Genomic DNA, 26,776 nt, shown 5'->3' with positions numbered 1-26,776 from the left:
AAAGGGTATTATCTCCACCTATTTTTCAATTAGTCCTTATTACACTAAACTGCTTCGTGTAACTGCTAGACTAAAGTAGTCAGAAAACGCTAGATAAAATTGAACACTTATTTGCCAATTTGATAAGGGGGAGGATTCAGTTGGTAACCGGCCCGAGGGCCGGTTACCAACTGAAAACTTCAATAGTTCCCCTATTTTAATACATGCCCTATCATTGTAAAATAACTATTTTAATAGTCTAGAATTTTACAATGATGGGGGTTAGGAAAGGTGGATAAGTGGCTCATGTATATGGAAATACATCAGCTTAGGAAAAAAGGATTTTCAATAAGCAAGATTGCGAGGAAACTAGATATCGCAAGGAATACAGTTTATACCTATCTGCAAAGAGATCCTGAAGACATGACTGAATGGTTGGCTTCTATCCGAACCAGAAGTAGGAAGCTTGACCCACATAAAGAGTTGATTCTAACTTGGCTTAAGGACCACCCAGACATGTCAGCTGCACAGGTTTTCGATTGGCTTAAGGAGAAAGACAATCGCTTGATGGTTGGTGAAAGTACAGTAAGAGGTTATGTAAAGGAGCTTCGTGAGATTTATCATATTGAGAGGACCCATCCCACAAGAAGTTATCAGGCTGTTCAGGATCCCCCGATGGGGGAACAGGCTCAGATTGACTTTGGTCAAACCAAACAGAAAGCCTCCAATGGTAAGGAAGTCAAACTGTACTTTATCTCATTCGTTCTTTCTAATTCCCGTTATAAATATATGGAGTGGCTTGATCGCCCCTTTACCACTAGGGATGTAATCAGAACCCATGAGAACGCGTTTGAATACTTTGGAGGAATTCCTAATGAACTTGTTTATGATCAAGATTCTCTCATCGTAGTAAGTGAGAACTCTGGCGATCTCATCCTGACTTCTGAGTTTCAGGGTTATCGGCAAGAACGAGATCTTAATCTTCGCGTTTGTCGTAAAGCTGACCCAGAAAGCAAAGGGAAAATTGAAAATACGGTCAAATTCATCAAGAAAAACTTTGCCAAACACCGGGTTTTTCATAACCTTGACCAATGGAACGAACAGTGTTTGGAATGGTTGGATCGTACCGGGAACGGTAAAATCCATAACACTACAAAAAAAAGACCGGCAGAAGTGTTCATCGAAGAAAAGCAACACTTAAGACCGATCACAAACAAAAAAACATTTCATAATAAGATGAGTATAACAAGGACAGTCCGAAAGGACAATACCATCTTGTATCAGTCAAACCGATATTCTGTTCCTCTCGGAACTTATAAAAAAGACAAGATGGTTTACTTGATAATTACTGATGATGGGCGTCTGGTTATACACGATAAAGCAGAAAGAAATGTAATTGCGGACCATAGACTAGAAACAGGCAAGGGAAAGCTAGTTCAGGATCGAAACCATACTCGTGACCGGTCCCGAGGCATACCAGAATACATTTCTCATTTAGCAGCCAAATTCAACAACCCAGATCAGGCAAATGACTATCTGGAAAATATCTATCATGGGTACCCAAGGTACATCCGGGATCAACTTCAATTAATTCGAAGAACGATAGAGGAACTTGACGAGGATCTGATGAATCAAGCAATGGAAGAGTGTATAAAAAAGAAGCTTTACAGCGCAAATGACTTCAGCGATGTCGTTGAATACCTAAAACGCCAACGCTTATTGAACACTAATCCAAAGCCTCCGTCCCCTGCAGTTCACCCAATAAAGTCGTTAAATGATGCCGATGAGTCAATTTTATTGGCCAAGCCGTCAGTAAGAGATCCAAAGGAATATGAAGAATTATTTAAAGGAGTAGTCATATGAACGTGATTTTGGAAACTATGCAGAATCAGTTAAAATCACTGACGTTGACGGAGGCAGCTAAAGTTGTTCCGACTATCATTCAGCAAGCAGAATCGGAAGATTGGTCTTATAGCCAGTTTCTTCAGAAATTGCTTGGGCATGAGCAAGAAAGACGGGAAGAAAAACAAATGGAAAAGCGTCTGAAATGGGCTGCTTTTCCCTTCCAAAAAACTCTTCAGGAGTTTGATCTTAATGAACAACAATCGCTTAGCAGAAAGCAATTTACACAATTGAGCGAGCTGAACTGGCTTGATCAGATGTTCAATCTCATCCTCCTTGGTCCCCCAGGAGTTGGCAAAACACATCTAGCTATAGGTTTAGGATTGGAAGCAATATACAAGGGCTATAAAGTTGCATTTATCTCAATGGGAGAACTGATTCACACATTAAAGACTGAGGAAATAACAAGAAGATCTCAGGCACGACTCAAGAGGATTAGAGAAGCAAATTTGGTTGTCATCGACGATTTAATGTTTATGGCAATGGATTCAAAAGAGGCTAATCTTTTTTTTCACTTGATTAACGAGCTTTACAACAGTGCATCTATCATTCTTACATCCAATAAAGGGCCAAGTGATTGGGGAGACTTGATAGCGGGTTAACCCCCGAATTTTGGACAATATCTCTCTTATTCTTTTATTTTCTTAGTTTTTTATTTACTAGATTTCTTTCGTTATTCTTCAAAAAGGCCATGTTGCTTGACATGGAGCCTCTGTGGGCATGATTCTTCTGCCAAGAAGCCAGCTGGTTCAAACATTGGCATCGCCGGCCAAGGCTATCATGCCCACCACTCCAAATCAAGCTGTTGCTTTGAATAAGTACAGGCCATTATACCCGGACCTCCTTGATTACCAACGAGTTTTGTTTTTGATAGAATTCCTTTGGCGACAAGTCTAAAAGGCTGGAATGAATCCGTCTTTCGTTATAGTACACCATAAATTTCATGACTTCCTGATATGCTTCTGCATAGGTTTCAAACTGCCATCTGGACAAGCAATCGTCCTCAAAAATGCGATGGAAAGATTCTACATGGGCATTCATATTTGGGGTTCTTAGTGGAATTCTTTCATGTTCCATTTTCGAATTTTCACAAAACTCTTCAAAGGTATGCGAAATAAACTGTGGCCCATTGTCTGTTCGAATCACAGGTTTTTCCTTTTTAGCATATTGTTGGCGTTTCAATAACGCTCTTTGCAGAGTCTGTTTTACATCATCTCCGGTGCAGCTTAATCCCATATGATAGGCAACGATTCCTCTGTCATAGACATCTATAATGGACATGACAAAGAAAAAGCGATCTTCTCCTTCGATATATCCGTATTTAATATCTGCTTCCCAAAGTTGATTAGAAGCTTTAATGATCCGATTTCGTGCTAATTTACGTGGAAAAGAGACTTTCTTTTGTCGTTGTGGTCGTAAGATCCCAAGTTCCTTACATAGGCGATATACCTTTTTCTTATTAATAGTCAGGCTATATTTTCTTTGAAGTACTTTGGTTAATTTGCGATAACCATAGTTATAAGCATCGCCTGCAATTTCTTCTAACAGAAATTCTTTGATTTGTTCATCCGATACTTTTTTTCCTTCCTCATTAAAGGAATAACCAGGTGCTGGACGACCCTCACTCACTTTTTTCTCTTCCACCCGGTAGTTCTTTTGATAATAATAGGTGGAACGAGGAATACCGATAATTTTGAGCACCTTTGAAATAGAATAGCCTTTGTTAATCCATTGATCAGCTACTTCAAGTTTTTCAGTAAGTGAGGGTTTTTCTTTTTTATTAAATCCCGTAAAATCGCTATTTCAAGGTCTTTTTCTCCCAAAATCATTTTGAGTTTTTCATTTTCCTTAGATAATTCTTTGGAATCTAGGTCTGGCAAAACAGCTACATCCATGTCTCCAAATTTTCCATCTTTATATTCACGGATCCATCGACTAACCATGTTTGGATTCAATTCATACCGACGAGCTACAAGGGTAATATTTCCTGTTTCTCGGGCTTCCTTAATGACTTGTAATTTAAACTCTTTTGAATGTTTTATTCGCTTCATGATGTCAGCCTCCTTGGTACATTAAGCAGTATAATAAAATTTACTCTTACTGTCCAAGTTCATTTTGGGGCTAATAAGCAACCACCTAATAATATCAACAATAATGATATTAAAATTATTTATGTAGTAAATTTCTTCATCATTCTCCCCCTTTTTTCTCAGAATGTAATATACCATATTTCCCCTTGTTTATTTGAATTTTTTGCTAAAAGGTAAAAATCCTTATTCCAGAAAATGGTCCTAAATATAAAGAAAGAGCACAATTCTGTTGAAGAACCGGGCCCGATTGCTGAATAAGATTTATTCAACATACTCTTAAGGATTTTACTTCGGTGTAAAAAATATTGGAGCGTAATCTACATTATTAAGCCATATATGCTCTTGACCAGTTAAAGCAATTTTTACCCATACATCCCCTTTAAATTCTTTGTCCTTCTTACGAAACCAAGTAAGATAATCTTTAACAACTTGAGGATCTTCATCAAGTTCATTCTTCTTAGGAAATGTGATTTGTTTTTGTTTTTCTGTTTTTAAATTGATTGCATAAAGGGATGTAAACATCGTTGGAACAGGCCCTTCTTTCCACTCCTTGTTTTCTTTTGCACGAGCTACAATGACTTTGTCTGGAGAGAACCATTCCAAATCAAGGTCTACATAACCTTTAGGTGCTAACTCCAATATAAATAAAGTGGCTTGCGTTCCTCATTTATTCTCTTTATTTCGGATATGTCACTTTAACTATTGTTCGTGGTCATTTTCAACATCCGTTTTTTTTGTACCTTTACTAATATAAGGTTTGGCACTTTTTAATTTTTTGGCACTAGCTTGCCAACGATTCCATCCCTTCTTGCCTGTTCCTCTGCCGGTTCCACCTTTTTTGTTAGCTTTACTCATATAATCCCTCCATTATAATTCCAGGTCGAAAAACCTATCTGATTAGTTTTAGTCATTTTACTCGGTTATTAACCAAGCAATTACAATAAATAAAATCATACCAGTCTCTATAGAGTAGAAACAATAAACATTATCAACTGCACAGAGCTTTCTTTTTTGTTAGTGGAAAAAGAAAATCGGTCATGTTTTAAAACAAATTCAAAATAAGATCAGCTTTTCAGCCACTCTAATTAAAAAGAATTAGGAAATTGCCTATTTATATGCTACACTTTGTTTACCATTTGATTTACTGTTTTCATGTTCCCTACTCATTCATGAGTGGGGTTTTTTGTTTTTTAAGAAAAATAAAAAAACAAGCTCTAAAATAAGAGCCTGTTTAAATGATACTTAAAATTAAGCTTTGTGTACGTTAGCTGCTTGAGGTCCACGTTGACCTTTTTCAACATCAAAAGTCACTTCTTGACCTTCTTCTAAAGTTTTGTACCCTTCGCCTTGAATCGCTGAGAAATGAACGAATACGTCTTCTCCGCCCTCACGTTCGATGAACCCGAAGCCTTTTTCACCATTAAACCATTTTACTTTACCTTTTTCCATTTTTGTTGCCTCCTAGTGTGTAAGTACACACAATGTATTACTATCCTTGCTCTCAGTGATCATCAAGACGAAAAGTTAAAACTTATATCCTTTACACCGAACAAAAATAATTCTATTTTTATTATATCATTTTCTGTAAATATTTGCAAGCATGTTATTTGTTACGTAAAATTCCCAGTCACCCTTTCACTACTCATTATTAAGCAATTAAATATTATTTCTCGCTTTATACTTGGACCTTTAACATATTTCTTCTAATGCTTTTTCGAATAACTGAATTTCTGTCTCAGTTCGCATAAAACGGTTTAACTTCAAATTATTTATTGGATTATGTTTAGTCACAAAACCAACTTCTCTGATTTAAAGTATTATAAACAATATTATTTTAACACCATTCTTGAACTCCCTTTAGTCATAATAAGTAAAGGTTGACGTATTAAGCAACCATATCCTTAACTCTTACGCCCTAAACATTAAAAAAAGCACAATTCTTGTTTTAGAATCGCGCTCGATTACTGAATATCGTTGTCAAAGTAAAGCCCCAGTTAGCTATTTAAGAATTTTGATTCATTTAACAATTTGCATATATAACCTACGATGTATTTTCTAGAACTTTTTTGATCTAAATCATCATTTTCCACCAGTTCTTCAATAGCCTTATATATAATGTTACATAATGGAGTCTTTTCGAATTCCTTATATGGGTGAGACATCGTATTTTACCTCCTATGCTAAAGTAACCGATAGGTAATTACAATTAATCACAAACTTTTTGAAGAAGCCTATGCTTCTCAAATGTAGTTGAACATAATCAACATAAACAGAGTACATGGAATACTTAGTAATAAAGCTAATTTATAATTGACAAAATGGAGTCTTAACATAGGAAACATCACTGAATCAAATAATAAAGACCACCAAATATTCCAACCGTGATAGTGATTAAAGGCATTAAAATATTTCATACCTATCCATTCCATTACAGTAAATAAAACTATCCAAGCAAAAACATATAAGATTTTTTTTATTCGAGTTTCTGGAAATTTAGATAGGTAAACAAAAATTGCAGGAATCATAATTAGCAGGAGATAGATAAAGTATATTGTTTCGTGACTAAGTAAACCACCATCATTTACTTTCCAAAGGTGGAAGTTTAATAAAGCATTTACTTTATATATTAGATTTCCTACTGTTACATACGCCAAGGTAGGATAATGCTTTTCAAATTTTTTCCAGTCCCCCCATTTCCATGCCGAAAGCAAACAAATGATTGATACAACAATTGGAAATATTGTCATCACACCTTTATTTTTGCCATTAAAAATTATTATTCCAAATTGTTTGTTGTAAATACTTTACAACTGCCATTTAACGGATTAACGACTATGAAAAAATGAACTGCTACAGCAGCCCATAAATTCTTCAATTCTTGCGCCCGATTGTTGAAGATCATTGTTAAAACCTTATTTAAGATTATCCCCCGTTAAAGAACTTGTTTATAAAACACAGCTAGACAGCGGATATTCTTTAACTAATGCCCCCGTTTGAGGAAGATTAGTTTATTTTCACAGAAATATTCCACGGTTTTTTTTGAATTAATTAGTAGAATGACAGTAACGTCAGAAAACCCTGAACTACATAATTACTCTTTTACACGGTACCAGTACTGATATCTTTCTTTAAACCCTAATTTTGAATAGAGTTTTAAAGCAGGTTCGTTGTTTAGCATCACTTGAAGATAAGCATATTCTGCACCATTTTCTTTTCCCCATTTCAGTAAGTTCAATATTAACTGCTCTCCAAACCCACGATTTCTATAGTGGAAATCCGTAATTATGTCGAAAATTCCCAAGTAACCTCTCTCTAAAACCCCTAACCCACATGCAACAAGAGTATCATTATCATAAAGTGAAATGAAGCATGTTTTTGGAAGAATCAATGAAAGCATTTGCTTCATAGTTGCTTTATTTATTTCGTTTTGATTGTTGAGTTTACAGAACTGATTTAGCCATTCGTCATTTAATTTCGCGTCCAATTTAACCGTATGTATTGATGGCTCTTTTAACTTCGATAAGGACAATAATTGAACGCTTGTATGGTCAACTGCAATGTAGCCATGACCTTCTAGAACTATGTCCAACGTTTCTGGATATACAGACTCAGTCATTTTAAAAACGGATTTCAAGTTTCGTGCGTCAAATATATTCTCGCAGTAATGAATTTTCTTATCTAAGTCCTCCGTTGACTTATAAATCGGATTAACCGAATTGGCACGCTTTGTATAACCATTTGAGAATCTTATCAACCAACCGTCGTAAGTCATTGTCTGTAATGCAGGCCAGGCGTTAAGCGATAACTCTTCAATATTATGAATCACATCGTATCCCTCCTTTCGGAATAAATATAAATAAAATTGTAATTTTATTCAATATAGCTATGAATCTATTTTTAGCCATATTGCTCCCGATAATTGAATAACATATAGTTCGATTACTTACGAATAATGCTCTCTCTTATTCAAGAATATGGCCCGAAACCTAAATAAAAAGCACAATTCTTTCTGCAGAATTGCGCCCGATTGTTGAATAAGCAATCACAAATTATTAACCTAGCACTTTGATTGTATAGCATACCATTCTTTAGATTCTGACTTATATTGAGCCACATTAAATTCCTTTAAATCTATTAAATCACTGAAGAATGTAGGGATTTTACAATTCCAGTTTAAATCCTCCACTTTAAGAAGGAAATTAACTCTGTTTAGGTTTGAAGTATGAATATATACTGCAAATCTTCACAATCTGTTTCGACAAAGTAAAAAGTGATGATTAATTCATCCTTCTCATACTCATTCGTTTACGAAGCAAAAGGGGCGATATATTCACCCAACTCTTCCTCATTTCATAAAATATTTGAGATTGAGTTTTTGGGAGGGAAAAGACAATTGGCACTTTCTAAATATAGCACACCTACAACGATGCATAACAAGGTTTTAATCCATGTTTCATCTGGACCGCAACAAGCTGCGAAATACTTTTCAAGCTTTGTTACAGCGATATATTTGCAACGTTTTGGAGTACACGTTACGATGTTTTTTAATGGTGAAGGGGTAAATGGTTTAGTAAAGGGAAAGCTTGGATCAATGACTTGTAGCCCTGAAACGGTAAATACAATCACTCAACAATTAGGAATGCCGATTCCCAGTTTTCTTAATGGGGATAATCCGAAGAATATGTTAGAATGGGCACTTACTTTTGTTCGGCATGGAGGACTTATCACTTATTGTGGAACAACCAATACATGTGTAGGAAATGCAAAAGGATGGACGGACAAATCGAATATGGAATCATTCGCCATCCCATTAAATATTAATCAGGTTGCCTCTATTTTAACTAATCCACAAATGAAATACATTGCCAGTTAAAGCCAATGTATATTAGCAAGTTAACAAGGGTCATAAATAAAAAATTAAGGAAAATATTTTTTCTAAAATTTTATTTTTTAAAAGGGTAATCACAAAGTTCAATAATTGTTCCATTTGTTGATGCGGGGTTCATGTAAATTAGACGTCTGCCTCTACTGTTGACACGAAGGGTCTCTTCTAAAAATCGAATACCTTTCTGACGTGATTCATGTATTGCACTATCTAAATCGTCAACACGATAAGCAACATGGTGAACTCCTTTTCCCCTAAGTTTAATAAAAGTAGCAATTGGAGACTTATCATTTGTAGGTTCCAATAATTCAATCGTTTTATCCGCCATTTTTATCACCGCCACATGAACTTCAACTCCAGGTACTTCGCTTGTATACCGGTCCTCTAATTTCCCACCCAATATGTCGATGTACAAGGGTAAAGCATCTTCGATTTTTCTAACGGCAATTCCAATATGGTCAACTATCATTTCTTTTTCCCCCATATAATTAAATATTTAAATTCCGGTTATAGAATAAACCTTATCAAGAAACTGAACCAAACCATGCTGTTATCGTTATATTTGATTTTTCAACCAAAAACCGGAATTGGCATCAATAAAAAATACCACAAATGGAGACAGTGAATATTCTGTTCTATTCAAGAAACCTGCCATTTAATTTAATAAACAAAAAGCCGGCAATAGCAGCCAGCTCTTCAAGTATTGCGCCCGATTGTTGAAGATCTTATTGGGGTACCACCACATGCCCATCAAGCTAATATTTTGAAGTGCTCTAAAACGAAAATTTTATCTTTCCACAATAATCTGTTAGAATTCAGCTCTTTTTTTCGTTTTGGGGAACAATGGATTTCTTAACTTAATGGCTATGGAAAATGAACGCCTCTTCTTTCTTGTGATTTTTATGAATTGATCATACCTCAATATTCAATCATTATTCGATTAAGTTAAATCAAATGCTTCTTCTAATGCAGCTGTATCTTCAAAGAATTGAAAAAACTTAATCTTCTCTTTTTCAATTTCACAAACCACTGCCCAATCACTCTCAAAAGTTTTTCCAGTTACTCGGACTTTGATTCGAAAACTTCCCCATGCAAATGCTGTATCTTGATCACCAATTATTTTATTAATGACAAACATATCTATTTGATATTCTTCCGCTAAAATATTTAAATATTTTTTTACTCCCTCTTTACCTTCGTATGTACCATATAAAGGGATTTTATCAGATGGCTCTTTTTTAAGAATAATAAATTTCGCTTCATCGTGAACTATTTCAATCAATCTATCAATTTGTTTACTACCTAATGCATTATAATAATTTGCTAAAACCAGTTGGGCATTATTCACCATTCCAAAACTCCTTTCTTAAATTTTAAAGTCTTTATCCCATTGTTTAAGAAATTAGTGCAAAAAGGACTTCTTTAATTTGCTAAAGCCCCCTTTAGCCCAAAAAAGGCTGCAGAAGCAACCCTATTTGGTCGATTTGTGCTCCCTATTCGTGTTCCGTTAAACCTTCCCAGGTAACATCGTTAATAAATACACTATAACACATTTTCAATTTTTTGTAAGAATATTGGTAATCCTCTTCTGGTTAATATTTAATATTCTCTTTTACTAACCTGATTCGTTAGTTTGAGTGAAAATCTTCACAAAATATAATTTTCTTTCCACTAGTTATGCAACAATCTGGCCCCATACATAACGAAAGAGCACAACTCTGTTGGAGAAGTCGAGTAGAAGGGAGCCTTTCTACCTTGCGATAAATTGGACTCCACCACCCTCACAGAACCGTGCTTGCGCTATTAACGCACACGGCTCCTCCTAGTTACCATTCACATTTCTGTTATCCTCAATAGTTTTGTTTCCATCATTATACCTACCTCTGTGTGTAGTAAATGTGTCCCTAGTAAGGTTGATAACTGGTAGCTAGCCTTTCCTCCATCGGCATTACCCAACTTCATTGGTGTAGAGTCGAAGGAGGTCGGCATAAGCCTTCCTCCGTCCGCTCAATCAAACGGATCGTACAGTTTTCCCGTAATCCGCTTTCCTTTATGTCATCCTTTAGATGCAACTTTAGATTCTAAATCTGGAATTAATGAAGTAAGGTTTACAAGTTTGTAAGCCGAATAGAGTTTGGATTCGTGAAGTTTCTTCCAACCCATGTTTCGCCATCTTTTAAATCGATGGCTCCATATTCTTCTTACAATCCAGCGTTGGAGTTTATTGAAGAGTTTTCTAACGTGAGCTTTTCGATAGTAGTTACCCCATCCTCTGATAACAGGATTGATACTTTCTATTAATTCAAATAAGCTTAATGGGATTCTTCGTTTTGTACGGCTACGTATAGTGTCCATGAATCGCTTTACTGACTTCTCAGTAGGAATTGCATAGATGTTTATGATGTTAGGTTGCTTTTTGATTTTATGGCGAGGAAGTTTAAGTCCTTTTCCCTGTTTAATCTTATATCCTAAAAATTCAAATCCCCATTTAATATGTGTAATTCTGGTTTTCTCAGGGTGGAGAGTTAAGCCAATTTTAGATAGTATTTGCCTTGCATCATTTAATGCCTTCACTGCTTCATTTCTTGTTTTACAGAGTACTACCCAATCATCAGCAAATCTTGTAAGTCGATACCCTTTATCAACCATTTCATGGTCAAATGAATCAAGATAGATGTTACTGAATAGCGGACTGATTACCCCACCTTGCGGCGTGCCTTGAGTGGTCGCATGTTTCTTTCCCTTTTCCATATAGCCCGCTTCAAGCATTTGCCTAATGAGTCGTAAGACTCGTCCATCACTTACCTTTTCCGCAATTTTATTTATTAACAATTCATGTTGAACATTCCCAAAGAAATCTCTCAAATCTGCATCTAGGACCCATTCGCAACCATTGATAATCTCACGATATATCTTCCTCATAGCTTGATGGGTAGACTTTCCTGACCTATATCCAAAACTACAGTCATTAAAAGTTGGTTCAAATATTGGCTCAAGACGATTCCTTAAAGCCTGTTGACAAACTCTGTCCCGAATTGCGGGAATTCCAAGAGGTCTCTTCTCGTTTGGTTTATTCCTTTTAGGAATGTTAACTCTCCTGACTGGTAATGGTTTATATGAATCATTTTTCAGTCTTTGGTGCAGTAAGTCTAATTCTTTATACTGTACCTTTTCAAAATCACTAATACTGATATTGTCGATTCCTCCGCTACCTTTGTTTTCCTTAACTTTTTCCCAAGCCATCAATAGATTTGTTGGGTGGTAAACCTTATCTATTAAGGAATGAATCTTAGTTGTTGTACCATTATCCGCCATTGGTTTCGTATCCTCCACATACAAGTTTAGGGTCTTTCGCAAAGGGAACTTTCCGTTCTTGTTCGTTTTACTCGCAAAACTAATTTCGGATTTTGGTTCCATAAAGCAAGCTGCCTTCCCCATTTATTTACCTTTTGAATAAATAAATGACATCTATATAGATGTTCCAGACGTTTTTGTTGTTCGTCTGTTAAAGTACTATTCAGCTCTCCGACTTCTCGCAGTGCATTTGTGTCCATTTCGGGGTTACCTTATAGTTCACATTACTGGAGTTCTGTGAATTTCCTTACCGGATAACTGTCACAGAAACAATTACCCCGACTTTATTTAACCACTTGTCCCTAAAAGTGTTTTTGTTCCAGACACTACGAGATCTCCATGGGTCGCTACATTCATCTTCCATACCATGCCGCCCGCACACACCTTGGTACGATGGGTGGACTAGTAGCGCCTTCGCCTCCATAGTGCAGGCTCGACCTTGCCCCATCTTTGGCCGACCGGTTCGCATTTCGGGTAGCCCCGTTTTACTACGGCCTGGTATTTCTCCTCAAGCCCTTCAGACTCCACCTCGCGGTGGACGCCCTGCCTTCTGATGATAAATCATCAGCCCTTGAGACATTACTCCCAAGTTTGGATATGAATCTCCTAGTCAGAGATTCAGTGGGACTTTAACCCACCTGATGAACGTGCTGCCACGCACGCACTACGCTGCTATCCGACTCCCTCAATCGGCATTTGGTTTCCTTGCTTGTTATCGCTTGTAGTCCATACTCTTCTAGAAAAAAAGAAAAGACCGGTAGGGTCTCCCAAGTTGCCGTATCATATCAATGTATAACGTGCCAAGGTCTATGACTCCAGAGAGGTTTTATCCTTCTTGCCTTTAACGAAAGATAAAATATGGCTTTCTGCAGCGCGAAAAGCATCAGCCCTCCCGATTTACAATCATTATGGAGCTCAATCCCTTCAACCAGTTGGCTTTCGGCCCGCTACCTAACTGTCTACGCTTAAAGACTAAAGTTACCTTTAGCCCTCCAAGACTCGCTACGAGCGAATGGCTAGTTCTTACTCGACGGGAATCCCACCCGTTATATGATACGACCTAAGCTTGGCCGCACTCGCGCCCGATTGTTGAAGATCGATATTGAAGTAATGAACCAGTTTACTTTAAGTACAATTTTCACAAGTAGTTAGTTTAAATTTCAAAAAATTTATTTTAAATATATCAATTTTTTCGTATTTATCATCAGAAACAGTTTCAAGATAAGTCCATCCCCTATTTCTATAATAGTCAGATGCATCTTCTGTTCTTAAATACAGTTCATTAAATCCTAGTTTTTTGACAACATCTATGGTGTTGGCTACTAACTCTTGTCCTACTCTTTTACCACGATACTCAGGTTTCGTGTATAGAGATGCAAGCCAAGGTTTATACATATCTCTTATCTTTAAATCATTTTCAAAGATTGATACAGTTCCTAAACATTCTTCGTCCACTAATGCAACCAGTGTTATCGGAAATGCATTTTCCTTTGTATTTGAAAAGTGTATAACAACATCTTCAAATTTCATACAACTACTTGTATTTACTACAAATTCCTTAAAAATCATTTCAGAAACTTCGGTTATTTTATCGGGATGGTTTGATAAAAAATCAATAATCATATTAATCACCCTTTGTGTTGATATGTATATTTCTTTATTATTTCTAATTGACCTTCTTAAAGTAATCTGCCATTTAACGGACTGAAAAGATGGACTGCTACAATCCATAAATTCTTCAATTCTTGCGCCCGATTATGGAAGATCCAGATAATTAATCTGGTTGATGCCTTTAGCTTGTTAAACCAACTCCCACAGATAGTTCAGCAAAAATATGATATTTCTTATTCAATTCCGTACCCAATTCTATCGCTTTTTTCTAAATTATTATTTGGATAAATCTTATATTTCACAAGACTTTGATAAGTATTCGCTAGATAAACAACTTGTCGATAAATGCAGATAAAAAAAACTTGAAATTCCACCCTTTAAATTCCATTATATAACAGAAAAGCATTTTGATAATAATGGATTTTTCAGTAAATTATTGTTGTTGTTAATATAAATCCTAAATAAAAAGGGGAAGAAATATGACAATCGAGAGATACCGAAATCCATTTTTGTTATACGTTTTATCAATTTTAATTCCTTGGATATTATGGTTTATAGCTGCTTACCTAAGTCACATTGAACCTATCAGTAATGTATATGTTGTAGTTGCAAGTATATTGGGAATTATTGGATTATCCAGCCCGATGGTAATTGCATTTATTTTAATTTTTTCTGACCCTGATTTACGAAACGATTTATCGAACAGGTTTATAAATTTAGGCTTTGTTAAATCTTACTGTTGATATTTAGGCAAAAAGTAAGACCGCCATTGAAATACAGTCTAATCAAGCGTTGTTCTTAGTTTAGTAGAGGTTTCCCTATAAATCCTGAGATAATCGAATCATATCCCCGCACTGTATACCGTTCTCATAAATTTCTTCTGAGTAATGTCTGATGAAAAAATCAATATCTACTCCAACAATTCTAAAGCCACATTTTTGATGGAAGCGACCAAGGTTCTATCGCATTCTTTTGGACAGTCCACGTTCCGTCATTTGATGATGTTTTAACCAAATTCGGGATAGCTACAAGAGGTATGCTCCACAACTCGATGATTCAAAAAATCCGTCCATTGAACAAATTATTGCTGAAATGTCGCATCTAACTGTAAAGGATGATTTGTTTAAAGAACTAGAAGTAAAGCAATACAGATGGGGTGATACTTACACAGCAAATGAATATATATCTTTATTAAACACTAATTCCAGACGTAGACTAGTTCCTGAAGATGTACGCTATAAATTGTTTGGGGAAATCAAAGAACAACATGGTGGAACCGTTATTAAACCTCAAGCTGTTGCATTGTACCTTGCTAGAAAAAACTCAAAGTAAATATTCCTTCGCTAAACTCTAACGGGCACTATAGCTCAATGATTTCAAAGAAGCGGTAGCCACGGAAGGCTGACGTTTTTCTCAACTAACTGGCAGGATAATTTAAGATTCTGAGTATGGAGGGATTGGTGGAGGAACTAATGGAGGAAAGTGGGGATACTTGCGACAATATAAAGATTTCGTTTCACAATCCGTTATTATTCAGGGAGATAGAAATGGGTTCGCTCTATTATTGATTACTAGGTTAATATATCTTGGTTGGATCTTTAGAGTATATCATAAAAGAACAATAAGGCGGTCGATAATACGCTTAGTACCTGTGGTTTTAGGATTGGGCGTTATGTGCCTCGTCTTTCTAAGAATTTCTTAATTTAAGCGTATGTATGTAAAGGAGCGTGGGATTAAGTGCATATACTGATCGTCGGCGGAGGAATGGGTGGGCTTTGCTTGGCCCAAGGTTTAAAGAAACGTGGGATATCTTGTTCCGTGTTTGAACGGGAGGCCTCTCCTGCCGCCCGGGGCCAAGGGTACCGGTTGAACATCAATGACTACGGAGGGTTCGGACTGCAAGAGTGTCTGCCGGGAACGTTATATTCGCTCTATCTGGCCACTTCGGCCGTCTCATATAATTCCAAGGTCGCGAAGTTTGATTCAGCTCTTCACCCGATCGGATCGGTTGACTTCGGGAAACCGGGCCAAGATTTGACCAATTCGCACAGCGCCGTCAACAGGTTGACCCTGCGCCAGATTTTGCTGGCTGGTTTGGAGGGTATCGTTCAATTCTCGCGCACATTGATCGATGTCGAACAAGAGGGGGATCGGGTCAAAGCAATCTTTTCCGACGGAACGGTCGAAGAAGGTGATCTATTGATCGCTGCGGACGGCATTCGCTCTGTCGTGCGAAGAAGGTTACTGCCCGATACGGAGCCGGAGTCTATGAAGCTGGTTTCCATCTATGGGAAAATTCCGCTGAATCCGGTTCTTCTCAAGCAAATCCCCGACGCGATATATAACGCTATTAATACGATCCTGGGCCCGGAACGCACCACATTGATTATGGCATTCTATCAGTCGCGTATGCCGCAACAAGAAGCGGCCGCCAAGTTCGCTCCGAGCGTCCAGTTGGATCCTGTCGACGATTACTTACTATGGGGACTGATCGCTCCTGATGACCGGTTTCCGCTAGACCTCATGCGACTCCCACCGGAAGAACTGCTCCAATTGAGCATAGGCCGTATCAACGGATGGTCTGCGGATCTGATCGAGCTTCTAAGCAGGACAGATCAGAGTTCCCTGTTCGCATTGCCTATGCACACCTCGCATCTGGTTCCCGATTGGCAGACTTCCCGCATAACGTTGATGGGCGATGCCATTCATGCGATGAATCCTGCCGGCGGCTCCGGCGCGAGTACGGCTTTCCTGGACGCAGCGTTGCTTTCGATGCTGCTGGAATCAGTCAGCAAAGGCGAGGTGGAATTGATTCCTGCGATTCGCAAATACGAACAGACCATGCGAGAGTATGCTTACCCTACGATGGAGTCTTCCTACCAAAATGCGAGAAAAATTTTTTTGAGGGAATCCGAAAAAGGAGAAAAGGAAAATGAATCAAACATCGAATAAGTCTCATATTAAGAAAATGAGTAAATTCCGGGGAATACTTCCACTCCTTGTCGATCTCATCGCGCCCGGAGTCGCCTATTTTCTGCTTCATCAGCTCGGACTGAATGACGTCGTCGCCTTGACGGTCAGCGGGGTGGCTGCGGGTTTAACCACGGCCCTCCAGACTGCGCGCAATCGTAAGCTCGACGGGATCGGCTTGCTGATCGTGCTCGAGATCGCATTGTCTATCGTACTGATGATCTGGACGAACGATCCGCGGATCCTCTTGATCAAGCCGTCCTTTTACATCGGTGCCGCTGCTATCTATGCATGGACGACGTGCTTCGTCGGCCGTCCATTATCGTATGAAACCGCCAAACCCGTCGCGACTAAGGGCGACCCGATTCGCATGGCAGCGTACGAACGTGCGTGGGAACGGTCCGGGCCTTTTCGTCGCGGAGAGCGGATCATGACCGCCGGATGGGGGGGCTTCATGGCGCTGGAAGGGGTATTGCGCATCGTCGTCGTATTTCGGATCTCGGAAGAGGAAATCGGGAAGTCCCTGATCGTTTCCCAGTTGCCTGCCATCATAGTCCTTGTCCTTGCCGTCTTATTTACGAAGCGATGCTTGACTCCACTTAAGAAGATCGTAACTGACTATTGTCTTGAAATCGTACGGGAACAAAATCATTAAATTTCACAAAGACTGAAGGAATGGAAGATGAGTTATGGCGTCGCGGCGCATCGGAATCATCACTTTCTTGGCTCTATTGCTGATCGAAGCCTCTTATTGGAAATTGGGGATGGAGGAGCATCGATACATCTTGTCGACGGCTCTTCTGATCATCCTGCTGACGAACGTCGTCTGGATGATCGCCTATCGCCGACCGGAATGGGGGTGGGGCCCTTATGCACTAGCCTCCGTGATCATCGTCGCGGCTTCTTCGCTCTGGGATGTTTACGGAAACGACGGGAAGGGAATCGTCATCTAGGTACAAAAAAGACGTTCCACACGATCAGAGAACGTCTGTCATTATGACAGCACAAGTAGGCAATGTATCACTGTCTCCATGCAGAAGCTCACATTGAAGTCTGAGAGGGTGTATGCTAGGCTTTTTTCGTTACTCCGGATAAGCGCCCGATCGTTTAAGTACGTTTCTTCACAAACTGCCTATATCTGCTGTGTCCAAATTTTACATATGACTTGACCATCCACAACGTTTTTCTCTTGATGAATAGTAATTTACACATTATTATAACTAGCCCAATCAGGTAAGAGAATTGCTAAAAATTTTATTACCTTTTCGTCAGAAGTCGCATATCCAACATTAATCTTACTGATAAAATATGGACCGAAATCTGGAAGTAAAGCATCTGCCCATTCCTCAGATTGAATTTTACAATCAAAAATGCGATTATCTTCTTTATAATTTCCATTTATCCATACTATGTTCTCCATTTATTTACCCGCTTTTGGAGGTGTAATAAAGTTATTTCCTCTAATTAACTATGGATACAAAACAGTATTAACCCAATATTTTGCGTTCTCCGAGTCTTTTTTCTTAACAGAAACGACATATTGGTTTTCGTAATTACTGTTCATTCCAGCACTTCCAAAGTTTCCTCTCGTTGTCCCCTGTCCCAACCATTGACTTGAACGGTTAATAACTTTGTAGGTATATTTAATGCCCTTACTTTCTAAAATGCCTCTTACCTTTGATAATTCTTCCATTGAATATCCAATATAAATTTCTTCTTTATTAAAGAAAAACATATCCGTCCCCCATTGTTACGCTATTTACATTAACGTAACTTTAATTCCATTTTATTACATTTTACTGTATTACTTGAAGAAGGATTTAAAAATTTTTTTATATCATGAGATATTAAAAAAGTATTCTTTATTCAACTAACCTGCCATTTAACGGATTAGAGACCAAGAAAAATGGACTGCTGATACAGTCCATCTTTGCTCAATTCTTGCGCCCGATTGTTGAAGATCATTGCAGTATCACACCCGTTCAGGAAAAAATTTTACGAGGACAACTTATAGTGTTAAATGAAAAAAAGACGTTTACCGTCTTTTAAAAAGGAATTGTACTAACCTATGTAAAACAAACAAGCCTAATCCAAGAATAATTATCATTAAAATTAACCCTGGTATACCTATATTGCTTAACATAATTTTAATCACCACCTATGTAAACTCTAACATAATTTTTTTATTTTGTTTGAATATGTATGTTAATTCTTCTTGAAATACTGCCATTTAACTGATTAAAGACCAATAAAATTGGACTTCTGAAACTGTTCATCGCTGTTCGATTCTTGCACAATAAAATGAAAATGGGCGCTTCATTCTTGTTGCTGAATCGCGCCCGTTAGTCGAAAATATAAAACTATTTAAGAAAATTCTTGCTTATTTTTTGCATACCTACGTGTAAAATCAGACCCAACATACTACAGATATTCAAAACACAACTAAATATTAATAGACGCAATTTTATGAATTGTGGTAAGTGTGTATTTAAACCCATTGTTAAGGTGCTAACTCCAATTAACCACATCGCCATTAGCAAAGGTAAATTTTTCACCAAATCAAGACACCTCTTTTTTACCTTATTATACCATGACCTTATTTTTCTATAATATCCAATTAGCCTAATATTTTGTTTAAAGAATATGGCCCTAAACGTAAATAAAAAGCACAATTATTGCTGCAGAATTGCGCCCGATTGTTGAAGATCGTTATTGAATTAAATCACTTGTTACTTTAAGTGTAAGTCTTCACCATCTTTTTGAGGTTCAACCACAAAAAATATACTTCCCATTTCCCCAAAGCTGCATTTTATAAAATGCGGATTTTAGTATTTTTTAAGACACACGTTTTTTTATTTTTACGTAAAAAATATATAATAAGGGTCAAAACACCTAACGAGAAAACCAATCCTCCCTCCGCACCGAATGCGCCGCCATTAAAGAGCTGTTGTGCTTTTACTGGTATACTTTTAAGAAACCCAGATGTGACATTTCCACTGTCTGCAAATCCATATAGATAGGATATTGCAAAATCCCACATAAAATGAAACCCAACACCAAGCCATATACTTCCTGTTTTTATATACATGAGCGAAAATAAAAGACCACCTAACATGACATTGATGATGCCAATTGTGTTTGCATTATCATTACTTATATGAATAGCTCCAAAGATAAGTGAAGATACAATTATAGCTTCCCATTTCGGGCGATTTTCAAGGAGTGTTTGTAAAATATAGCCGCGAAACATAAATTCTTCTGTAAAACCAACAAAAAACATAAGAATGAATCCGACAACAATCTTTATGATATCTGAATTTCCGCTCGTTACGTGAATCGCACCCAGCGATAATAAAACAAGAAAAATAACTGTCATTGCAAGAAGTCCCAGCGCAACCCCTTTTAAAAAATTGCTTTTGAATTTATCATCACGTAGCCCGATTTCGGAAATTTTTCTTTTGTTCACTTTTGTCCAGAATAATAGAACAATACTTATTGTAATGAATTCCTGAACGAAGCCTGCTATGTCAAAAGACCATTCATTATCCATCATCTTATCAATTTTCACCTGACCTCCGTGCATATTTTGCAGTGCCAAGTGGATGAGCATCAATATAATGATGATTCCTATTGCCACTAACACAGATACAGATACAATTAAACCAATCACTTTCCCATAAGATTTCAAAAACGTTCACCTCTTTTTTAATATTTTTTAAGAATGAGCGGTCTTTCATCTTTAATAAACAAATCCTTAATTAGAAAAGGCGATACTACATAAAAGTATCGCCAGTCTTTTTCTCCTCATTCATTAAAAGGTTTCATACATTAATAACAACCTTCACTTTTCAATGAACGGTTTTATCTTTTATCGTATCAAAACCCATTATGTCAAGTCGTACTTCCGCCCCCTCTCTTTTTTTGCAGTAATGGTAGCTAATGCAGATTCGTTAAAACCTTTAACAATGAGCCATACAGCTAGAATCATTTCATTAGCTGCTACTGGTACAGACAAAATCGCTCCCCAAACTGAAACTTGTTGAATAACGCCAAACATTTCTAATAAGGCTGCAATAAATACAAGAGTGGCACCTGTCATACCTAAGATGGGGATAAAACTTGGTACAAGCTTTGATTTAAAAAATATATAACTGTACATCATGGTATTGATGCCGAGCATGAAATTGGGACCGAGTAAAAATGTCCAGTCATGTACTGCTTTTAATAAAATGCCTGAGGCTTGGAAAGAGGCGATATTCGGAAAACCTGTTGCTGCATATTCCCTGCTTAAGGTCAATAGTGACAGTACGCTTATTACACCAACTGTAATGATAATCGCTTCAAGAAATCTGAAACAAAGATGCCAAAGAGCAATCGTTTCATTATACTTTCTTAAAAATGGAAACATGGTAGTGGCAGTACCAATCGCTGAAACAACCAGAATTAGCTCCATAATCGCCCCCATGATCACCTGGTTAGCGTGTTCGGAACCTTTAATCAGGTAATCGGGACCCTTTAGGATAGGATCGTATAAAATCAAACCTATGACCGACGTAACAGCTGCAAGAATAAACAGTACTCCCACAATGATTGTGGCTTTTCTGTTTGTATTCATTTTTTTATCCCCATTTCCTCATAAATTCAAAAACGGTGAAGCAATAAACGAACATAATAATTACTTTTTTGTGTTTTCCCCATAAAAGAATATCTCTTCCAGTGGTAAGTTAAAGGCGAGAGCAATACGGAAGGCAAGTTCTAGAGATGGGGAGTAATTTCCTTTTTCAAGAGCCACGATGGTCTGTCTTGTTACGCCTGCCTTGTCAGCCAACTGCTGCTGTGTCATTTCGTTATGGTCGAATCGTAATCTTCTGATATGATTGCCGACAAGATTTTTACCCATTATTAGACTCCTTTCCGATAGAGATAAAGTTTTGTCACAGACCCGGTCACATCGGAAGTGAATCCCGAAATGATCAGAATGATAAACATCGCCTGTGACGGCTGGGAGACGACCAGCGATCCCATTGCTAGTAGAAACCCGACGATAAATACAAAAAAAGAATTTCGGTTCGCTTTCAATTCAATTAACTTATCCAGTTCATCCGCAAATTTTGGCTCCTTTTCACCAGTCGTAATTCTAAAGAAGATGTTAAATAGAATGCTGATAATGATGTGTGCCACTATTGAAAACAGCATCAGGTTGAGGACGAATAAACCCCAATAGCGAAAGGTGGCTAGCGAGACAAGCTCTACTTCTGGGTGCCGTGGGTACATGTATAAGCAATAAGTACCAAAAATGAGAATCGTGCTGATTAGTGATATGATGCTTTTCTTTTCTTGATAGGTCATGGTTTCCCCCTTGTATTTTCTATTTTCTTCGGTAAAGCCTGTTATACATAATGTAATATAAACTTTACATAAAGTAAAGTGTAGATTACAAAAAAACCAACATCTTTAATTGGCATTGACCGGCATGTTCGAAAACCAATTGACAGGGGATGTTATGCTTATTCAACAATCCTGCCATTTAACAGATTAAAGACCAAGAAAAATGGACTGCTACTGCAGTCCATAAATTCTTCAATTCTTGCGCCCTTTATTGAATAAGAATTTTTTGTTAATTAGTATAGTGCTAAGGAATTATCATTTCATTTGTGGTTAAAACTAAGTACTTATTTACTCTAAAACCCAGAATTTGATCCGATAACGACAGTAGCGTCCAGTTCCTCGTCTCTAGCCACTTTTGTGGTAAGCCCAGCACCTGAAAAGATTTCAAATGTCTGAGGTGCCTGCTTTTCGCTCGTCTCTATCAAAAGATGTCCTCCCGGTGCTAGCCATAGAAATGCTTCTTCTGCTACTCTTCGCTGTATGTCAAGTCCATCCTCTCCTCCGTCAAGCGCCACCTTCGGTTCATGTAGGCGAGCCTCCTGTGGGAGCAGCTTGATTGCCTCGGTAGGAACGTAAGGTACGTTCGCAACTAGGATGTTCACATTGCCTTTAAGTTGGTGGGGCAGAGCTTTATACAAGTCACCTTCAAAAACATGGCCACCGAAATCCGTTACGTTGCGGCCAGCACATCGTACTGCAATAGGGTCAATGTCAATAGAATACAATTCAACTCGTCCTAAAGCTGCCGCCAGTGCTACACCCACAGCACCTGACCCGCAACATAGATCAACGACGATATCACCAGAACATGACAGGGCTTCTGCCTGGTAAACAAGAAACTCGGTACGTTTGCGAGGCACGAAAACGCCTCGGTCCAATTCTATCCGCAAACCACAGAACTCTGCGTATCCAACAACATATTCAAGAGGTAAACCATCGGCTCGCTTTTCCACCATTTTCATGAGGTCCTCTGGAGTTCGTGCCTCTGAGATAAGTAACTGGGTCTCATCTTCTGCGAAAACACAACCCGCGCTCCGAAGCCTGTTAATTATACATTTTTCCGTTTCATTGTCCAAAAAGAAATTAAATTTTTTTCCTATTTATCTCACCACTTTTGATAAGCTTATTTATAACCCTATATTCGTTAAAATTGGAGATATCCTTCGTCAACAAAATGGCCCTAAACCATGGAGACCATTCGAAGATCATTTATCCATATATTGGTCATCTGGCTCATTTAAAGCTGCCGCCAAGATTTTCTCTGCAACAAATTCAGGAGTATCAGGTGGATTGGAAGAACCTTGTGGCTGCTGCCGGCGAACTGGGCGAACGCCCAGAGCGTTTTTGCCAAAATCCGTTGTGGTTACGCGCGGATAGACGGAAATCACCCGGATTTGCTCTGAGGCCAATTCGCCTCGTGCTGTATCGGAAAGCATGTTCAAAGCGGATTTGGTAGCCGCATAGGCTCCGATACCAGGAATATTCATCTTGGTAACCACCGAACTTATGTTGATGATCAGTCCTCCTCCTTGCTCTCGCATGATAGGGATCACAGCTTGCATGGCTGTTAATGGTCCTATCACATTGAGGTCAAAGATCTTACGAAAGTCATCAGGATTGAGGTCGGCAATCGTGCCTCTTGCAGCTTGTCCTACGTTATTGATGACCACATCTAGGTGACCAAAGTGCCGCGCCGTCTCCTCAATGACACGTTGAACCTGCTTCGGATCGCTCACGTCAGCAGGCAGAGCTACAGCGTCACTTCCCCGGCTCTTCAATTCCTCGGCGAGATGCTTGAGTACATCGGCAGATCGAGCTACCAATGCTAATTTGGCACCAGCGGCGGCAAAGCGACGTGCTGTGGCTAAGCCGATACCAGCGGATGCTCCAGTAATAAGAACAACTTTGTCACGAATTTCCATAATAAATATTCCTTTCTTTGAATGAAATGATTGGCTCACCACGGGATTGGGCCGTTCACGCTCGAGAAAGTGCCCGTCGGACCGTTCTTGTTGAGGAGCGCAAGGCGCACAGGATAACGTGCGGCCTGTTGGACGGTGAGAGTTCCCGCGAAGTTGTTGAGATATTTTTCAATCCTGGCCTTTTCAGGATTAACTTAGATTTCAATACACTCCTTAATAAATCCTTCTTTACTCCAGAATATGGCCATTTAGTTGAAGATCAAAATTTAAACCCATTCTAACAGAATGGGTTTTGTCCTTATCAATAGTAGTCGCCGCCGTATTTGTCTCAGTAAGTATGCTCAATCCTTTTGAAACCAACGGCATCAAATAATTCAGAATCTGACCTCTTTTTGTCCTAGAGACAGTCTTTAAATAAAGAAACGGCCCGTGGAATCTAGTGATAATTCCAAGGGCACATCATATTAGGTTCAATCTTCCGTAAGGGCAGAGAGGATTTCCTTCGTTGTGCGAGTGCGCCCAATGCGTGGAAAGATATAATTTTTGACATGATCGTGCTCAGCTTGAGAAAATCCGGTCATGGCATCGATAGCGAATATAAGCTGATACCCATGCATAAACGCTTCTCGCGCGGTCGTATCCACACCAAGACCGGTAGCAATGCCGCATAAGACGATGGTGTCGATCCCACGACGGCGCAGTTGCAGGTCTAGCTCCGTTCCGTAAAATGCTCCCCATTGTTTTTTGGTGATGACATGATCCGTTTCGGCTACTCTCATTTCAGGGACTATTTCATCCCATCCCTCGGAGAGATTCAGTGGAGGCGCAGGAGAATCCAACTGCGGTCTCGGGATATCCTTCAGATCCTTGCTAGATACCCGGACCAGGGCAACCATCGAGCTGTGCTCACGGAAAGCATCTGCCAATGCGGCAGCGTTAGATACCACCTGCTCGGCGGTATAAGGGGCGTATTGATTTCCTAGCCATTTTTGCAAATCAATGACAACCAATGCTGTTTTTAGTGGATGCAACAATTTTTCCATTTTCGTTTGTCCTCCTCGTTTTTTTAGATTTGACCTTTAGTTCTAAATATTAAACGAAAGGTCATTTGACTTTATGTTCTATATTTTGTACTGTAATTCATAAGTAGTCAAGTGGGGAGATTTTGTATATGAGCGTGACAAAGGAAGAGGTTTTGAAATCTGCGTCGAAGCTATTTAAGGAACGGGGGTTTCTTTCAACGACGATACAGGATATTGCTGAGGATTGCGGCATTGCCAAAGGATCCGTCTATAAATATTTCCCTTCCAAGGAAGACATATTCAGCGAAGTGTTTAATCAATGCCTTAATGCCTATTTTGATCAAGTCGATGAGCTGACGCGCCTTCCAGGACTATCGCCAGAGGAGCAGTTTCTGCAGCAGATCATTCTGCGATTTCGTTATTTTATAGAGTACAAGCATATCCTTGTTGAATTTACAGAGCTCCCCATTCAACAGGATCCCAAGTTTCAACCGCTTAGACACAAGTTTAGGGGGCGGCTCATCCGATGGCATAGAGAGTGCTTGCTGCATGTGTACGGCGAGGAAATCCATCCGTGCCTATGGGATTTGGTTTCCATCTATCGTGCGATTCTAAAGGAGTACCTATTTTGGATTGTTTATGAGGAAAAGTCGCTATCGCTCGAGGAAACAGCAAAGTTCATTTTGGACAAGCTTAATGTTCTCGTAAAGCATATGATGACTTCTGATCAGAAGCCTCTGCTGAAACAAGCTTCGTTTGAGAGGTATTTAAGCTGGGGGCTCGAGGACCGCCAAAGGGAGAAGGTGCAGATATTTAACGTGCTGTTCCGTGAGATGGATTCGGCCCTTAACGTTCTTCCATCTGGCGCCGAACATCGTTCGGAGCTGAAAGAACTTTGCCATTTTGTCCAGACGGAGGTTAGAAAAGCGGAACCGAATCTCCCGTTGCTACAAGCTTCGCTATACTATTTGGAAAGAGAGAAGGAACTTAAAAGTCTGGTCATTCAGTTGAAGAATATTATTCTTTCGGATATTTAGAAAGGTCTGTAGTCAAAACTGAGGGAAATTAACGAAATTGTTGGTACAGGTTCAGAGCGACAGTTATGCACTTTGAGGCGCCGATCGCCGCTCTATTGTTTGAGATCAGTACCCTAACAGGTTAAGCCGAGGGTCAGTCTTTCCTATTGACATCTAAATGTAATGCCCGTTAGTTGCTCGTTTTGAGCCTGTTAGGAGAAATGAGCACAGGTTTATAATGCTCATATTTAAAAAATTCTTCATTTCACTAGTATAACTATCCCTTGAAAAATGTCTACTTTGATAGATAGCAAGATTTGTGATATCACCTACAGGTGTTAACACATAACAATGTACATTTTCTTCTCCATTGATTTGAAAGAAAGAGACAATACGATAATGAATAATACTTTCTCCATCTAATGATCGTATGGACAAACTTACCTCTGAGTTCTGCTTTAGAGGATACAGGTTTACACTAAAAAGCTTTACAATTGTAAAACTCATGGTTGTTGCATCCATTTTTTTTGCCGAAAATTTGCCGAATAACTCGGCAATACCAAATAAAATTAATTGACATAGTTTAATTTAATTTACTTAAAACCCTGATAAAACAATACTTTCAAAAAAATGATAT

The 26,776-nt window shown here is 38.5% G+C and carries 30 protein-coding genes and 2 pseudogenes; 10 read left to right on the top strand and 22 right to left on the bottom strand.

The window, feature by feature from the left end; translation table 11 throughout:
- Nucleotides 1-270 precede the first annotated feature (270 nt).
- Together istA and istB are read left to right on the top strand one after the other, a co-directional pair.
- Nucleotides 271-1,842 carry an IS21 family transposase gene (gene istA, locus HPT25_RS16685; protein ID WP_173066534.1) on the top strand — a complete coding sequence of 524 codons (1,572 nt, stop codon included), beginning with the start codon at nt 271-273 and terminating at the stop codon, nt 1,840-1,842.
- Entirely contained in the window at nt 1,839-2,483 is a 645-nt protein-coding gene (gene istB, locus HPT25_RS16680) for an IS21-like element helper ATPase IstB (protein WP_173066531.1), read from the top strand. The genes istA and istB overlap by 4 nt, the downstream gene beginning before the upstream one ends.
- Before the next feature lie 226 nt (nt 2,484-2,709).
- Here istB and HPT25_RS16675 read toward each other — a convergent pair.
- The 7 genes and pseudogenes from HPT25_RS16675 to HPT25_RS16650 all read right to left on the bottom strand — a co-directional run bounded on the left by HPT25_RS16675 (nt 2,710) and on the right by HPT25_RS16650 (nt 7,797).
- Nucleotides 2,710-3,932 (bottom strand): IS3 family transposase gene (locus tag HPT25_RS16675; protein ID WP_173066528.1). Its coding sequence is split into 2 segments (ribosomal slippage): nt 2,710-3,644 and nt 3,644-3,932, totalling 1,224 coding nucleotides; the frame shifts between segments, so codons are not numbered across the junction.
- 324 nt (nt 3,933-4,256) lie between these two features.
- A pseudogene (locus HPT25_RS16670) lies at nt 4,257-4,607 on the bottom strand (translocation protein TolB); the annotation flags it as partial.
- A gap of 63 nt (nt 4,608-4,670) precedes the next feature.
- Nucleotides 4,671-4,826 carry a DUF3934 family protein gene (locus tag HPT25_RS16665; RefSeq protein ID WP_173066525.1) on the bottom strand — a complete coding sequence of 52 codons (156 nt, stop codon included), beginning with the start codon at nt 4,824-4,826 and terminating at the stop codon, nt 4,671-4,673.
- Between the two features lie 393 nt (nt 4,827-5,219).
- Nucleotides 5,220-5,420 (bottom strand): cold-shock protein, encoded by a 201-nt coding sequence (locus HPT25_RS16660; protein WP_071354810.1) that lies wholly within the window; start codon nt 5,418-5,420, stop codon nt 5,220-5,222.
- Between the two features lie 545 nt (nt 5,421-5,965).
- Nucleotides 5,966-6,133 carry a hypothetical protein gene (locus HPT25_RS16655; RefSeq protein ID WP_173066522.1) on the bottom strand — a complete coding sequence of 56 codons (168 nt, stop codon included), beginning with the start codon at nt 6,131-6,133 and terminating at the stop codon, nt 5,966-5,968.
- Between the two features lie 78 nt (nt 6,134-6,211).
- Entirely contained in the window at nt 6,212-6,718 is a 507-nt protein-coding gene (locus tag HPT25_RS28375; RefSeq protein ID WP_217269735.1) for a CBO0543 family protein, read from the bottom strand.
- A 344-nt stretch (nt 6,719-7,062) separates the two neighbouring features.
- Nucleotides 7,063-7,797, bottom strand: a complete 735-nt coding sequence (locus HPT25_RS16650) for a GNAT family N-acetyltransferase (RefSeq protein ID WP_312857297.1) — start codon at nt 7,795-7,797, stop codon at nt 7,063-7,065.
- A 567-nt stretch (nt 7,798-8,364) separates the two neighbouring features.
- Here HPT25_RS16650 and HPT25_RS16645 point away from each other — a divergent pair.
- Nucleotides 8,365-8,844 carry a hypothetical protein gene (locus HPT25_RS16645; protein ID WP_173066519.1) on the top strand — a complete coding sequence of 160 codons (480 nt, stop codon included), beginning with the start codon at nt 8,365-8,367 and terminating at the stop codon, nt 8,842-8,844.
- A 70-nt stretch (nt 8,845-8,914) separates the two neighbouring features.
- Here HPT25_RS16645 and mce read toward each other — a convergent pair whose 3' ends face one another.
- The 5 genes from mce to HPT25_RS16620 all read right to left on the bottom strand — a co-directional run bounded on the left by mce (nt 8,915) and on the right by HPT25_RS16620 (nt 13,833).
- Nucleotides 8,915-9,325, bottom strand: coding sequence for a methylmalonyl-CoA epimerase (gene mce, locus HPT25_RS16640; protein WP_246277204.1), 411 nt, complete (start codon nt 9,323-9,325; stop codon nt 8,915-8,917).
- Between the two features lie 471 nt (nt 9,326-9,796).
- Entirely contained in the window at nt 9,797-10,207 is a 411-nt protein-coding gene (locus HPT25_RS16635) for a nuclear transport factor 2 family protein (protein ID WP_217269734.1), read from the bottom strand.
- 704 nt (nt 10,208-10,911) lie between these two features.
- Nucleotides 10,912-12,171 (bottom strand): group II intron reverse transcriptase/maturase, encoded by a 1,260-nt coding sequence (gene ltrA / locus HPT25_RS16630; protein WP_173066513.1) that lies wholly within the window; start codon nt 12,169-12,171, stop codon nt 10,912-10,914.
- A gap of 26 nt (nt 12,172-12,197) precedes the next feature.
- A complete protein-coding gene (locus HPT25_RS16625; protein WP_026565883.1) occupies nt 12,198-12,410 on the bottom strand; it encodes a hypothetical protein in 213 nt (70 codons plus the stop codon).
- Between the two features lie 925 nt (nt 12,411-13,335).
- A complete protein-coding gene (locus HPT25_RS16620) occupies nt 13,336-13,833 on the bottom strand; it encodes a GNAT family N-acetyltransferase (RefSeq protein WP_173066510.1) in 498 nt (165 codons plus the stop codon).
- A 467-nt stretch (nt 13,834-14,300) separates the two neighbouring features.
- Between HPT25_RS16620 and HPT25_RS16615 the strand changes: the two genes are divergently transcribed.
- Complete coding sequence (locus HPT25_RS16615; RefSeq protein WP_173066507.1) at nt 14,301-14,564, top strand: hypothetical protein; 264 nt, start codon at nt 14,301-14,303, stop codon at nt 14,562-14,564.
- 75 nt (nt 14,565-14,639) lie between these two features.
- Here the strand turns inward: HPT25_RS16615 and HPT25_RS28735 are convergent.
- A pseudogene (locus HPT25_RS28735) lies at nt 14,640-14,765 on the bottom strand (GNAT family N-acetyltransferase); the annotation flags it as partial.
- Nucleotides 14,766-14,913: 148 nt separating this feature from the next.
- Here HPT25_RS28735 and HPT25_RS16610 point away from each other — a divergent pair.
- The 4 genes from HPT25_RS16610 to HPT25_RS16595 all read left to right on the top strand — a co-directional run bounded on the left by HPT25_RS16610 (nt 14,914) and on the right by HPT25_RS16595 (nt 17,744).
- Nucleotides 14,914-15,153: a hypothetical protein gene (locus HPT25_RS16610; RefSeq protein WP_173066504.1), complete on the top strand. Its 240-nt coding sequence runs from the start codon at nt 14,914-14,916 to the stop codon at nt 15,151-15,153.
- Between the two features lie 405 nt (nt 15,154-15,558).
- Nucleotides 15,559-16,773 (top strand): FAD-dependent oxidoreductase, encoded by a 1,215-nt coding sequence (locus HPT25_RS16605; RefSeq protein WP_312857296.1) that lies wholly within the window; start codon nt 15,559-15,561, stop codon nt 16,771-16,773.
- On the top strand, nt 16,754-17,446 hold the full coding sequence (locus HPT25_RS16600) for a VC0807 family protein (RefSeq protein WP_173066497.1): 693 nt from the start codon (nt 16,754-16,756) through the stop codon (nt 17,444-17,446). Before HPT25_RS16605 ends, HPT25_RS16600 begins: the two co-directional genes overlap by 20 nt.
- A gap of 34 nt (nt 17,447-17,480) precedes the next feature.
- The gene (locus tag HPT25_RS16595; protein ID WP_173066494.1) at nt 17,481-17,744 is read left to right on the top strand and encodes a hypothetical protein; all 264 of its coding nucleotides are present in this window, start codon (nt 17,481-17,483) and stop codon (nt 17,742-17,744) included.
- Between the two features lie 251 nt (nt 17,745-17,995).
- Here HPT25_RS16595 and HPT25_RS16590 read toward each other — a convergent pair whose 3' ends face one another.
- The 8 genes from HPT25_RS16590 to HPT25_RS16555 form a co-directional block, all read right to left on the bottom strand.
- Nucleotides 17,996-18,211, bottom strand: a complete 216-nt coding sequence (locus HPT25_RS16590; protein ID WP_173066491.1) for a hypothetical protein — start codon at nt 18,209-18,211, stop codon at nt 17,996-17,998.
- 48 nt (nt 18,212-18,259) lie between these two features.
- Nucleotides 18,260-18,526, bottom strand: a complete 267-nt coding sequence (locus tag HPT25_RS16585) for a hypothetical protein (protein WP_173065185.1) — start codon at nt 18,524-18,526, stop codon at nt 18,260-18,262.
- Between the two features lie 1,074 nt (nt 18,527-19,600).
- Complete coding sequence (locus HPT25_RS16580) at nt 19,601-20,479, bottom strand: CPBP family intramembrane glutamic endopeptidase (RefSeq protein WP_173066489.1); 879 nt, start codon at nt 20,477-20,479, stop codon at nt 19,601-19,603.
- 198 nt (nt 20,480-20,677) lie between these two features.
- Nucleotides 20,678-21,406, bottom strand: a complete 729-nt coding sequence (locus HPT25_RS16575) for a DUF4386 domain-containing protein (protein ID WP_173066486.1) — start codon at nt 21,404-21,406, stop codon at nt 20,678-20,680.
- A gap of 60 nt (nt 21,407-21,466) precedes the next feature.
- Nucleotides 21,467-21,691, bottom strand: coding sequence for a helix-turn-helix transcriptional regulator (locus HPT25_RS16570; RefSeq protein ID WP_173066483.1), 225 nt, complete (start codon nt 21,689-21,691; stop codon nt 21,467-21,469).
- A gap of 2 nt (nt 21,692-21,693) precedes the next feature.
- Entirely contained in the window at nt 21,694-22,140 is a 447-nt protein-coding gene (locus tag HPT25_RS16565) for a hypothetical protein (protein WP_173066480.1), read from the bottom strand.
- 332 nt (nt 22,141-22,472) lie between these two features.
- A complete protein-coding gene (locus HPT25_RS16560; RefSeq protein WP_173066477.1) occupies nt 22,473-23,255 on the bottom strand; it encodes a putative protein N(5)-glutamine methyltransferase in 783 nt (260 codons plus the stop codon).
- Nucleotides 23,256-23,384: 129 nt separating this feature from the next.
- Complete coding sequence (locus tag HPT25_RS16555) at nt 23,385-24,101, bottom strand: SDR family NAD(P)-dependent oxidoreductase (protein ID WP_173066474.1); 717 nt, start codon at nt 24,099-24,101, stop codon at nt 23,385-23,387.
- A gap of 17 nt (nt 24,102-24,118) precedes the next feature.
- Between HPT25_RS16555 and HPT25_RS28370 the strand changes: the two genes are divergently transcribed.
- Entirely contained in the window at nt 24,119-24,382 is a 264-nt protein-coding gene (locus HPT25_RS28370) for a hypothetical protein (RefSeq protein WP_217269733.1), read from the top strand.
- A gap of 189 nt (nt 24,383-24,571) precedes the next feature.
- Here the strand turns inward: HPT25_RS28370 and HPT25_RS16550 are convergent, their stop codons facing one another.
- Entirely contained in the window at nt 24,572-25,144 is a 573-nt protein-coding gene (locus HPT25_RS16550) for a hydrolase (protein WP_173066472.1), read from the bottom strand.
- A gap of 128 nt (nt 25,145-25,272) precedes the next feature.
- On the opposite strand from HPT25_RS16550, the gene HPT25_RS16545 reads away from it, so the two are divergent.
- Nucleotides 25,273-26,160, top strand: coding sequence for a TetR/AcrR family transcriptional regulator (locus tag HPT25_RS16545; protein WP_173066469.1), 888 nt, complete (start codon nt 25,273-25,275; stop codon nt 26,158-26,160).
- The last annotated feature ends 616 nt before the right edge of the window (nt 26,161-26,776 follow it).

Source organism: Neobacillus endophyticus (genome assembly GCF_013248975.1).
In the GTDB taxonomy this organism is placed as follows: Bacteria; Bacillota; Bacilli; order Bacillales; family Cytobacillaceae; genus Neobacillus; species Neobacillus endophyticus.
Note: the sequence above shows the minus strand (reverse complement) of the source record. Positions and strands in the feature narration are given on the sequence as shown.